The 11779-nt window shown below is 64.1% G+C and carries 11 protein-coding genes; 4 read left to right on the top strand and 7 right to left on the bottom strand.

From position 1 onward, the window contains the following. Positions 1–37 precede the first annotated feature (37 nt). The 4 genes from AC3WJP_RS19555 to AC3WJP_RS19540 all read left to right on the top strand — a co-directional run bounded on the left by AC3WJP_RS19555 (position 38) and on the right by AC3WJP_RS19540 (position 3513). A complete protein-coding gene (locus AC3WJP_RS19555; protein WP_493720848.1) occupies positions 38–370 on the top strand; it encodes a DMT family transporter in 333 nt (110 codons plus the stop codon). 151 nt (positions 371–521) lie between these two features. After that, on the top strand, positions 522–1697 hold the full coding sequence (locus AC3WJP_RS19550) for an NAD(P)/FAD-dependent oxidoreductase (protein WP_493720847.1): 1176 nt from the start codon (positions 522–524) through the stop codon (positions 1695–1697). Continuing rightward, positions 1694–2506: an aldo/keto reductase gene (locus AC3WJP_RS19545; protein ID WP_493720846.1), complete on the top strand. Its 813-nt coding sequence runs from the start codon at positions 1694–1696 to the stop codon at positions 2504–2506. Before AC3WJP_RS19550 ends, AC3WJP_RS19545 begins: the two co-directional genes overlap by 4 nt. Positions 2507–2547: 41 nt before the next feature. Beyond that, a complete protein-coding gene (locus AC3WJP_RS19540) occupies positions 2548–3513 on the top strand; it encodes a metal ABC transporter ATPase (protein ID WP_493720845.1) in 966 nt (321 codons plus the stop codon). Between the two features lie 7 nt (positions 3514–3520). Here the strand turns inward: AC3WJP_RS19540 and AC3WJP_RS19535 are convergent, their stop codons facing one another. The 7 genes from AC3WJP_RS19535 to msbA all read right to left on the bottom strand — a co-directional run bounded on the left by AC3WJP_RS19535 (position 3521) and on the right by msbA (position 11699). Further along, on the bottom strand, positions 3521–4324 hold the full coding sequence (locus tag AC3WJP_RS19535; RefSeq protein ID WP_493720844.1) for a hypothetical protein: 804 nt from the start codon (positions 4322–4324) through the stop codon (positions 3521–3523). A 40-nt stretch (positions 4325–4364) separates the two neighbouring features. Continuing rightward, positions 4365–5036, bottom strand: coding sequence for a hypothetical protein (locus AC3WJP_RS19530; RefSeq protein ID WP_493720843.1), 672 nt, complete (start codon positions 5034–5036; stop codon positions 4365–4367). An 11-nt stretch (positions 5037–5047) separates the two neighbouring features. After that, positions 5048–6025, bottom strand: a complete 978-nt coding sequence (locus tag AC3WJP_RS19525) for a glycosyltransferase family protein (RefSeq protein ID WP_493720842.1) — start codon at positions 6023–6025, stop codon at positions 5048–5050. Between the two features lie 25 nt (positions 6026–6050). Further along, a complete protein-coding gene (gene hldE / locus AC3WJP_RS19520; protein WP_493720841.1) occupies positions 6051–7472 on the bottom strand; it encodes a bifunctional D-glycero-beta-D-manno-heptose-7-phosphate kinase/D-glycero-beta-D-manno-heptose 1-phosphate adenylyltransferase HldE in 1422 nt (473 codons plus the stop codon). A 106-nt stretch (positions 7473–7578) separates the two neighbouring features. Next, complete coding sequence (locus tag AC3WJP_RS19515; RefSeq protein WP_493720840.1) at positions 7579–8982, bottom strand: PIG-L deacetylase family protein; 1404 nt, start codon at positions 8980–8982, stop codon at positions 7579–7581. A 3-nt stretch (positions 8983–8985) separates the two neighbouring features. Continuing rightward, the gene (locus AC3WJP_RS19510) at positions 8986–9882 is read right to left on the bottom strand and encodes a GNAT family N-acetyltransferase (protein ID WP_493720839.1); all 897 of its coding nucleotides are present in this window, start codon (positions 9880–9882) and stop codon (positions 8986–8988) included. After that, positions 9876–11699, bottom strand: a complete 1824-nt coding sequence (gene msbA, locus AC3WJP_RS19505; RefSeq protein WP_493720838.1) for a lipid A export permease/ATP-binding protein MsbA — start codon at positions 11697–11699, stop codon at positions 9876–9878. Before msbA ends, AC3WJP_RS19510 begins: the two co-directional genes overlap by 7 nt. Positions 11700–11779 lie beyond the last annotated feature (80 nt).

Below are 11779 nucleotides of genomic sequence, written 5' to 3'. Positions count from 1 at the left end.
CTCGCTACAAGGTTGCCATCTATTTTGGAGATATATCATGACCGCTTACTACTACCTCGCCATCGCCATCTGCGCCGAAGTCATCGCCACCGTTTCGATGAAGGCCGTCAAAGGCTTCAGCACGCCGTTGCCGTTGATTCTGGTGATCGCTGGCTACGCCACGGCCTTCTGGATGCTCACTCTGGTGGTGCGCAGCATCCCGGTAGGCGTGGCCTATGCGGTCTGGGCGGGCATGGGCATTGTCATGGTCAGCATCGCCGCGTTGTTCATCTACGGGCAGAAGCTCGATGTGCCGGCCATGGCGGGCATGGCGCTGATCGTCTGCGGGGTGGTGGTCATCCAGTTGTTTTCGAATACGGCGGGGCATTGATCAGCTCAATCCCTGTAGCGAGGTGGCTTGCCGCCGATGGCGGTGTGTCAGGCGCAACCAGGCGGCTGATCGATTATCGGGGGCAAGCCCCCTCGCTACATTGATCGTCCCTGTATACTGGCGCACTGTTTCTGCCATCGAGGTCCCCTGCATGCCATCCGCTCTCAACACTGACGTCCTGATCGTCGGCGCCGGCGTCGCCGGTCTGTGGCTCAATGCGCGCCTGCGGCGCCTGGGCTACTCGACTGTGCTGGTAGAGCGTGGCGGCCTGGGGGGCGGGCAGAGCCTCAAGTCCCAGGGCATCATCCATGGCGGCGCCAAATACGCCCTGCATGGCGCCCTCACCGGGGCGTCGGAAGCCATCGCCCAGATGCCCCAGCGTTGGCGCGATGCCCTGGCCGGGGAAGGTGAAGTGGATCTGCGCGGCGCCCGGGTGCTGTCCCAGGCGCACTACTTGTGGTCGCCGGGCACTCTGGCCGGCAACCTCACCAGCTTCTTCGCCAGCAGGGCCGTGCGCGGCCGGGTCGATCAGGTCAAAGGCGACCAGTTGCCCCCGGCGCTGCAGGACAAAGCCTTCAAGGGCAAGGTCTATCGCCTGGCCGAGCTGGTGGTGGATGTGCCCAGCGTGATCACCCGCCTGGCCGAGTTGGGCGGCGACAGCCTGCTGGCCGGCGAACATATCGTGCCGCTGCTGGAGGATGATCGGCTCTGCGGGCTGGTGGTCGACGGGCGCGAGATCCGTGCCCAGCGCATCGTCCTCAGCGCTGGCGAAGGCACGGCCGACCTGCTCCAGGCGCTGGACATCCAGCAGCCGAAAATGCAGACCCGCCCGTTGCACATGATCCTCGCCAAGGGCGCCAGCCTCAAGCCGCTGTACGCCCACTGCCTGGGTGGCGGACCGAAACCGCGAATCACGGTGACCACTCATCCAGCCGCCGATGGCCAGTGGGTCTGGTATCTGGGTGGCGATATTGCCGAAGCCGACGGCGTCGCCCGCGAGCCGGCTGCGCAGATCGCCGCCGCGCGCAAGGAGCTCGGCCAGTTGCTGCCCTGGATCGACCTCAGCCAGGTGCAATGGGCCACCCTGCGGGTCAACCGCGCCGAGCCTGCGCAGTCCGGACTGGTGCGCCCGGACAACGCCTTCCTCGCTGAACAGGGCCGCCTGCTGGTGGGCTGGCCGACCAAGCTGGCGCTGGCGCCGGACTTCGCCGAACGGGTGATCGGCGCGCTGCAGCGCGATGCCATCGTCCCCGGCGCCGCCTCGCCATTGCCCGGCCTGCCGCGCCCAGCGCTCGGTCTGACCCCTTGGGAGCAACTGCTGCCATGACCATTGCCACCCTGCACGACCTGCATCGCCCGCTGGGCAGCACCGGCCTGATGGTCTCGCCATTGGGCCTGGGCACCGTCAAGCTGGGCCGCGACCAAGGGGTCAAATACCCCAATGGCTTCACCATCCCCGACGATGATCAAGCGCGCGCCCTGCTTAACCAGGCGCGCGGTCTGGGCATCAATCTGATCGACACCGCCCCCGCCTACGGCATCAGCGAAGAACGCCTGGGCCCCCTGCTGCGCGGCCAGCGCGACGGCTGGGTGATCGTCAGCAAGGTGGGTGAGGAATTCGAAGGCGGTCAGTCGCGCTTCGACTTCAGCGCCGAGCACACGCGGCTGTCGGTCGAGCGTAGCCTGAAACGTCTGGAAACAGATCATCTGGAAATGGTCCTGGTGCATTCCGATGGCAATGACCTGTCGATCCTCGAACAGACCGGCGTGTACGACACCCTCGAGGCACTCAAGCGCGAAGGCAAACTGCTGGCGTTCGGGTTTTCCGGCAAAACCGTGGCCGGCGGCCTGAAAGCGCTGGAACGCGGCGATTGCGCCATGGTCACTTATAACCTGAGCGAACAGCAGGAAGCCCCGGTCATCGCCCATGCCCGGCAACATGGCAAGGGCATTTTGGTGAAGAAAGCCTTGGCCAGTGGTCACGTCTGCCTCACGCCTGGCATCGACCCGGTGCGCGCCAGCTTCGAATTGTTGTTTGACCACCCAGGCGTTGCCAGTGCTATTGTCGGGACGATCAACCCGCTGCACCTTGCCCACAACGTCAATACGGCGGCGTCCGTGCTACGCCGCCCTTAGCGCCGCCGTCGCGGCCGACCCCGACGCCAGAAGGAGCCGACATGCCGCGATTGCTTAAAAACAAGAATCCCAGCAACTTCAAGACCCTGCCGCTGTTCGTCGAAGCCACTGCCGATTCCCTGAGTTACGAAGGGGTCGGCATGCCGCTGAATTTTTCCCAGACCCTCGAGCGCCGCAAGCCGATCGACATCAGCGATCCGCAGCGCTTCTGCGTGGAACTGGCCAATCTCGGTGTGTCGGTGCGCCTGACCCTCAACTGGCAGAACCGCGACTATTGGGTGCTGGTGCGCCAACGCCGCGAGGACCGCGGCGATGTAGTGCTCAAGCTGATCTCCGGCTACGTGCCCGCCCACGAACTCAATCTGCCGCTGCACACCGCGGTGCAGGAAGTGGCCGAAGAGTGTCTGCTGGAAACCCCGGACGGCTGGCTCAATGGCCGCTTCAAGGACACCTGGCTGCCAGCCCCTTACGAGCCGGCCTTGCGCTATCGCGAGTCCGCGCCCTTTGCCCTGAGCCCACGCATGGGTGCCGCCAAGCCGGTGCGCTGTGGCAGCCTCAACCTGATCGAACGCCCGCGCGCCTACGTGCATCTGCCCACCGCGTCCTTGCAGCTGGTCTACGACCTGCGCCTGGAAATCCCTCGGGAGGCCAAGGTGTTGAGCCTCTTTCATGTCGACGAGAAGCTCGACAAAGGCCAACTCGAGGCGCGCCTCGACCGCCGCCGCCCGGATCTCTACCTGCTGCCGCTGCTGGACGGCAAGCCGGTGCCCAAACTCTATACCCTCAAGCGCGACAAGCTGGTCCCGGCCAGCACTCGCGGGGTGTTTCTAGCCGAAAGCTTCGCCGCCCAGGACGGCTGGGTGGTGCGCGATGAGCGGATTCGCTGGAAGGACTGGGTCGAGCAGCAAGGGCTGGTACTGCCGAAAAACCAGCGGACCGGCCTGGTGCGCCTGCGGGTCAAGGCGCGCAAGCTGGTGCGCATGGTACGGGGCCATCTACCGGGCTGACGCCGGGTCAGCCCCGACGCTTGTCGGCCCAGGTGCGCAAGCGCGCGAACAGATGGAAATAACGATTTTCGCGCTTGCCCATGCCGTGCTTGCCGGAGAAGTCCTCTTCGGCATAAGCGCCGTTGATCCGCACCCGTGACGCGGTGGTCGGCAACAGGCACACCTTGGCGTCGGCGCCCTGCAGGACGAATTTCAGCAAGCGTTCGGAGTGCAACTTGCGCCCCGTGGCGGCGCAGAACTGGAAAATCTGCTCGATCCGTCGACCATAGGCGCGATAGACATCCCGCCCGCAAATGGCGAACCGATCATTGAGTCCGCCCCACCATTGCCAATCGGGGATATAGGCATTCAAGCGCCGCGCCTCGGCCTGTTTGAACACGTAGCCGGGTAGCGCGTTGTGGTACTCGATGTCGGGCCGGACGAAGACCACGAAGTCCGGCTCGAAGGCTTCGACCATGGCCGTGACAGCATGCAACGAGTTGAGCTGCAGGATGAGGTTGCGCACCGAAGCATGCTCGTCGGCCCAGGTATCCCCCAGCGCCTTGATCCGCTCGAACTCCCAGCGCTCCAGCACACCGTCGTTACGTTCGAGCACGCCGGTCATGGCCGCGAACGGCGCGTAGTTGTCGGCCACCAACGCGCCCTGCTCGCCGGAGCGCAGGTTCTGCACGCTGTCGACCTGATACAGGTGATAGAAGCACTGCACCTGCGCATCCGCCGGAATTTGTGCCAGCACCTGTTGCTGGATCGAAGGGAAACAGATTGCCGAATTCCTGGGAATTCCAAAAAACGCGACCGCCACTTTCAACACAGCATTGCACCTTGAACCCGAAACAAAGAAAGTCGCCGTCTCAGCGACGCTTCAACATACGTTGCCACCAAGGGCGCTTTTGCAGGGCGATCGTCTCGACGTCCGCCGCCGCCAGCCAGGCGCGCTCGTAATCCCAGGCATGGCCGTTCCACAACTTTCCGGCCTCGTTCGAGTAGCCGAGGGTGAGCAACCTGTACTTCAGCCCCTGCTCACGGCGTAGCCAATCGAACAGCACCAACGCATTGAAACCTGTGGTCGGGCCGACGAAGCGCTTGCCGTCGGCCCGGGCTACCGGGTAGTTCCACAACGCTGGCAAGGGAACACGTTCACGTAACAGGGTGACATCGGCCAGTGCCGACATGGCATCGGCAACGCCCACCAGTACCGTGAAGCAACGCGCCTGAGGAGTCTGCCACAGGGCTTGTACCTCGGGCGAATAGGGCAGACCGAAAAAATAGTGGTCCGGCGCATTGAAGCCGTGCACGAAGACGTTGGTCCAGCGGCTGCTCAGCAACGGCCATTTGAGGCAGAGATTGAAGCTCACCAGCACATCACGCGGCCCGAGTTCGAGGGCCTCGAAGTCCACCGCTTCGATCGCTGGATTGTTGGCCACCAATACCACCCGCTCGGCATCGCGCAGGCAGCTGAGCAGGCGCTCGGCCACAGCAGCGAGAATATCCTGATCACCGCCGGGCAAGGCGCTTAGGTCCATCTCGGTCCCCGTCACTGTTCCGGCACCTGCAGCCCGTAGCGCCAGCGCACCCACTGCCGCGTCAGCCAGCCCGGCGCCTGCCAAGGGCGCATCGGCGCCTGAATGGCCGCGGCCAGGTCGCGGCCGACCCGGGCGAAGCTGTAGTGCTCGCGGGCGAAGGCCTGGCCGTTGGCGGCGATACGTTCGGCCAGCGCCGGATCGCGCTGCAGCAACGCGAGTTTTTCCAGCGCCTCGGCCTCGGAACGGTAGAACACCACGTTGTGCATGTCCTCGAAGCCCAGCAGATGATCTTCGTCGCCCTGGCTCCAGGCCAGCAACACGCAGCCACAGGCCATGGCTTCGAAATTCTTGATCATGAACTCGCCCATACCGATGTCGGCACTGACGAACACCTTGATCCGGTTGAGCGTCTGCAGGTACGCCTCGCCCGACTCGGTGCGGGTGACCAGCATCCCGGTCTTGCTCGCCATCGACTCGAGAATCGCCTTGCGCTGCGCGTATTCCTTGCTTTTCAGGCTGCCAAGGAAGCCCACCGGAATATCGCGTTCGCGCCCCAGGTTGTGCAGCATCTGCTCGTCATAGCCCTTGGACACGAATACCGCGTCGATGCCCTCGATCTGCATGCGCTGCGCCACCACGGCGCCGGACAGCAAGGCACGACACGCCGGCAAGCGGCGGTAGAGGCGCGAGTACATGTGCTGATACTTACTGTCGGGCATGTAGTTCTGGTAGGCGTCGTGCTCGAGGAACATCAGCCCCGGCACGCATCGCAGCACTCGCAGTTGTGGAACGAGGCGCTTGACCCGGGAAAAGATCACCACCCGATCGAAATCCTGATGATTCACCGAGGCCAGAAAGGCCCCCAGGTTCATCTGCTGCGCCTTGCTCAGGCGCTGAATCACGCACTCGCCACAATGCTGGCGGACGATGTCGTACAGACGATCGAGCAGCACGCGCTGCTCGTCCATGACCAACAACATGACCCTCATACCTGCGCGCCCCTCATACCCGCACTCACCGGCTGCGAATTTTATCGACGATAGCGGTGGTGGAGCTGTTTTCCACCAGCCCGAGCACCTTCACCGTGCCGCCGTAGGCCGAAACGATGGAAGCGCCCACGACCTGTTCGACCGAATAGTCGCCGCCTTTGACCAGCACGTCCGGACGTACGTGAGTCAGCAGGTTCTCGGGGGTGTCTTCGCTGAAGCTGATGACCCAGTCCACCGCGCCCAGCCCGGCCAGTACCGCCATGCGCCGGTCGACGCTGTTGATCGGCCGGCCCGGGCCCTTGAGCCGCGAGACCGAGGCGTCGTCGTTGACCGCCACGATCAACCGATCGCCCTGGGCGCGTGCCTGTTCCAGATAGGTCACGTGGCCGGCATGCAGAATGTCAAAACAGCCGTTGGTGAAGACGATGCGTTCGTTATGGGCACGGGCATCGTCGATGGCCAGCAGCAGCTGGTCGAGGCTCAACACGCCACGCTCCGAGCCTTCTTCACGCTGAATGGCACGGCGCAGCTCCGGGGCGCTGATGGCGGCGGTACCGAGCTTGCCGACCACGATGCCGGCGGCCAGATTGGCCAAGGCCACGGCCTGGGGCAATTCTTCACCGGCGGCGATGGCCGCGGCCAGGGTGGAAATCACCGTGTCGCCGGCACCGGTCACGTCGAACACTTCGCGGGCGCGGGCAGGCAAGTGCAGCGCCGGGTGATCCGGGCGCAGCAGGGTCATGCCGTGCTCGCCACGGGTGACCAGCAAGGCCCCGAGGTCGAGTTCCTGCATCAGCTGTGCGCCCTTGGCCACCAGTTCGGCTTCGTCAAGGCAACCGCCGACGATGGCTTCGAATTCGCTGAGATTAGGAGTGATCAGGCTGGCACCGCGGTAGATGGTGAAGTCCTTGCCCTTGGGATCGGCCAGCACCGGAATGTTACGTGCGCGCGCGGCCTGGATCAGGGCCTGGTGGTTTTTCAACGCGCCTTTGCCGTAGTCCGACAGCACCAGCACCTTGACGCCTTCGAGCAGGGTGTCGACCTCGGCCCCGAGGGCCAAGGCGTCGGTGGCGAAGGGTTCTTCGAAATCGATACGCAGCAATTGCTGGTGCCGGCTCATGACCCGCAACTTGACGATGGTCGGCTGCTGGGCGATGCGCTGGAACACGGCGTTGACGCCGGCGGCCTTGAGGCTGTTGGACAGGCTCTCGGCGGCTTCGTCATCGCCGGTCACGCCGACCAGGGAGGCCGGCGCACCCAGCGCAGCGATATTGAGGGCGACGTTGGCGGCGCCGCCCGGGCGATCCTCGATCTGCTCGACCTTGACCACCGGCACCGGTGCTTCAGGGGAGATGCGCGAGGTCCCGCCATGCCAGTAACGATCGAGCATCACATCGCCGACTACCAACACAGGGGCCTGACCAAATCGCGGCATGGACAATTTCATGGGCAACCCACATTACAAAATGAACAGGGCGGCGATATTAGCACAGCCTCGCCGGCGCTTTTATGGGCAGTCATGCCCGCTGACAATGTGCTGCGGCGCGGTGCGATCAGTCGCTCAGGTCACGCACCCAGAACAGCTCGTGGCGACGCACGGCCTTGCGGAAAAACTCGTCTTCGCCGGTCGCCGGCCAGCGGCGTCCGGCCAGCCAGTACTGGATGCACCGACGCAGGCGCTTTTTCAGCGCGGGCCGACCTTGCAGATCGTGCTGCATGCCCAGCGCCATGGCTTTGTTGAGCTGCGTGGCGCTCGACAGCACCGGGCTCCACAGGCGATCGGCGGGCAACGCCTCGATGGCCGGCGGCAACGCCACCCCAGCGCCTGCGCGGCCCATGGGCCAGCGATCGTTATCGTGCAGATGGTTGGCGTAGAACAGCGCCTGCCGAGGCTTCCAGCTGCTGCTGGCGATAGCGGCGAACAGCGCCTGGGTGCTGGCGATATGGTCGGCATGGGGGTCGAGCTGCGGATGCGCAGTGATGACCACTTCCGGGCGATAGTGCTCCAGCAGCGCTTTGAGGTCCGCGACCAGGTTGTGCCAGGTCGGTTGGCCGTCGGCGTCGGCCGGCAGCGTCAGTGGATTATGCTGGCGCACGCTGCGGATATCAGCCTGTTGCGACTCGCGTGAGCCGAAGGCCCGCTCAGGTTCGGCGGCCATCGGCTTGAGCTGCAGGCAATAGTAGCCAAGCTGCACGCAGCGGCTGGCGTCCACGCCACCCCACAGCGGCACCGCCAGGCTGTCCCAACTGCGCAGCCGGCCCTTGAGCTCGGCGGCCTGGCTGAGGCTCAGCCCCAGCCGCTGGTAGTGCTCGGCCTCGATCTCGCCCTGGGTCAGGGTGACGATGCTGGCTTCGGCGCAGCGGCTATAAAGCCCGAACGCGGCCAGCTCGGCGTCGTCGGCGTGGGGAGCGATAATCATCACCCGGCGTTGGGCAAAATCCTCGTTCGCCTGCACAAAAAGCCGCGCTTCGGGCGCTACCCGGCACAGCGATCCGCGCACCTTCAGCTTGCCAGCGGCCAACGCTTCGGCCTGGCCGGACAGGTTCAGGTAACGCCGACCGCGCACCCCGCGCTCGAATTCCTGGCGATCGTCGCCGATCAGCACGGCCGGATCGACCCAGCGCCCGAACCAGGTCGCGCGCAAGCGCACTTCCAGCACCAGGGTTTCACCCGCTGCGGCGGGTCGGTCCAGGGTCAACAGCCCCTGGGCATCGATGCGCGCGTCCTGGATCGAAGTGCCGAAGGCGAATTCGTACTGGTAATCGTCGCTGGGGCGATAGAACAGGTGGTCGGCGAACCAGGCCTCATGGGCGATCCAACCCAGCACCAGGAGCAGCGGCACCCACCACCAGGCCGCCAGCACGCCGATCAGGATGAGCACCAGCAAGGCCACCAGCAGGGCGATGCGCTTGTTGCGTCGATGGGCCTTGAGTAGCCGTTGCTTGCGTTCGCTCATGCTTTACACCTGGTAGGCCGGCACCGTATGGCACCAGCGGCCCTTGTATTCGCGGTCGGCGCGGCCAAAGGAGTAGCGCAGCGGCTTGCCCAGCGCCCGAGCATGCTCCCAGGCCTCCTGAGTGTTGACGAAGCTGAGCACGCTGCCGGGGCTGAAATCACGGCTTTGCGGATCGACACCACCATTGATGTACTCCAGCGACACCCATTTTGGCGCCTCGACGCGATAAAGAATCTGGATCGCCACCGGCGCGTCATCGAGCAGCACCACGGAGCCGGTCATGAACTCGCGCAGCAACTCGAACACCTCGGCAAGTCTGGCCTTGCCCGGCACCTCGAAGCCCCAGCGACGCTGGAACAGATCGGCGTAGATGGCCGCTTGCTCGACAGCCGACAGCTGCGCCATCGGGCTCAGGCGCCCGCCCGCCTCTTCCAGCAGACGCTGTTCGCGGCGCTGGTTGTAGCGAAACTTCTTGGAATAGTCTTCCGGCGCGCGGGCCAGCGCCAGGCCCTGAGGCAGGGGCTTTAACCCGCGCACCTTGCCGACATTGAGTTCGGACACGTAGCGCATGCGCTGACGCACCTCGACCTGGGCATCGTCGGCAATCGGCAGAATGACCTCGGCGTTGCCCAGATCGAACAGTCCGCGCTTGCCGGCGCGCTTGAGCACGTCCTTGGACAGCGCCAGATGCTGACCCCAGCACGGCACCGCAGCCACCAGCTCGCCGTCGCGCTCCCAGCCAAGGTAGCGCACCGGAATGTCGGCCAGTGCGGCGAGGCGCTCGAGCACTTGCGGATGGGTCGCGACGCTGCCGCCGAAGCGGTCCCAGGCCTGTGCATAGGCCTGGCTGTCAATCACCGTCCAGCCACGCTCGCGCCAGGCGCGAAGGGCCCTCAGCATACTTCGACCGAGTGTGGCGGCACAGCGTCGTCACCCTCTTTGAACTGCCGGGCGTGCAGCCGTGCGTAGTAGCCGTTCATTTCCAGCAATTGCGCATGGCTACCGCGCTCGACGATACGGCCTTGATCCATGACCAGAATCAGATCGGCCTTCTCGATGGTGCTCAGTCGGTGTGCGATCACCAGGGTGGTGCGGTTGTTCATGACGCTGTCGAGGGCATCCTGAATGTGCCGCTCGGACTCGGTATCGAGGGCCGAAGTGGCCTCGTCGAGGATCAGCACCGGGGCGTTCTTGAGCAGCGCCCGGGCGATCGCCAGACGCTGGCGCTGGCCGCCGGACAGCAACACGCCGTTTTCGCCCACCAGAGTGTGATAACCATCGGGCATCTTGACGATGAATTCGTCCGCATAGGCCTGCTGCGCAGCCGCCTGGATATCTTCCAGTGGCGCGCCAGCGAGGTCGCCGTAGGCGATGTTGTTGGCCACGGTGTCGTTGAACAGGGTGACCTGCTGGTTGACCAGCGCGATGTGCTGGCGCAGGTTGCGCAGGGTGAAATCCTGGATCGGCGTGTCGTCAAGGAGGATCTGGCCCTGAGCATGCTGGTAGAAGCGCGGTACCAAGGCTGCCAGGGTCGACTTGCCGCTCCCCGAGCGTCCCACCAGCGCCACCATCTGCCCGGCCTCGACGACAAAACTGATGTCGTCGAGCACTGGCTGTTCGGTGCCGGGATAGGTGAAGCTCAGGTGCTGCACTTCCAGGCGGCCGTTGACTTTGGCGATATCGACCTTGCCTTCATCCACCTCGTCCTCTTCGTCCAGCTGCTCGAAAATGCTCTCGGCACCGGCCACGCCCTTCTGGATGGTCGAGCTGACTTCCGACAGTTGACGGATCGGCTTGGGCAGCAGGCCGGCCATGGTGATATAGGCCACCAGCTCGCCGGCCGACGAGTCGCCACGCAGGTAGAGCACCAGAAACATCACGATGGCCATGCCGGTGTAGGTCACCAGTTGCAGCATCGGCGTGTACACGGAACCGGTACGGTTCATCTTCAGTTGACGGTCGGTATTGCTCTGGCTGGCGCTGCGAAAGCGGTTTGCTTCGTAGGCTTCGCCGCCGAAGCTGCGCACCACGCGAAAGCCCTGCACGGTCTCGGAGGCAACGTGGGTGACATCGCCCATGGCCGACTGAATACGCTTGCTCTGCTTGCGGAATTTCTTGCTGCTGCTGCTGACCATGAGCGCGATCAACGGCAGGATCGCCAGCATCACCAGAGTCAGTTTCCAGTTCATCCAAACCAATGAAATGAACAGGAACACCACCGTCAGGCCTTCGCGAAACACCACCTTGATCGCATCGGTGGCGGCACCGGTGACCATGGTGACGTTGAAGGTAATGCGCGAAATGATATGCCCGGAGTTGTGGTTGTCGAAGTAGCGACTCGGCAGGTTGAGCAGTTTGTTGAACAGCGCCACGCGCAGGTCGTGGATCAGCCCCAGGGACACCTTGGCCAGCAAGTAATTGCCGATGAACGAGCCGACGCCCTGCCAGATGGCAATGATCACGATCATCAGCGGCACGGCCTGCAGCAGCTGCAAATGCGCCAGATAGGGGTTGTTCGGGAACAGACTGGCCTCGGGATTGGACAACCCGTCGACGAAGTACTTGAGGATGTAGGCCAGGATCGGTTGCGCGGAGGCAAAGATCAGGAACCCCACGATGCTCATCGCGAACATCCCGGCATAAGGACGCACGTAACCGAGAAGGCGCAGATAGATCTTCAGCGTGGACTGCTGGGCGCGAGGGTCGGGGCTGCTCATGAGTATCCGTTGGCGAAAAAAACCAATCGTATCACAACCCTACAAACACTGAATGAACCTGCTGGGGAGCAGCGTTGTCT

It is taken from the genome of Pseudomonas sp. GW821-FHT01A09, assembly GCF_058986725.1.
Note: the sequence above shows the minus strand (reverse complement) of the source record. Positions and strands in the feature narration are given on the sequence as shown.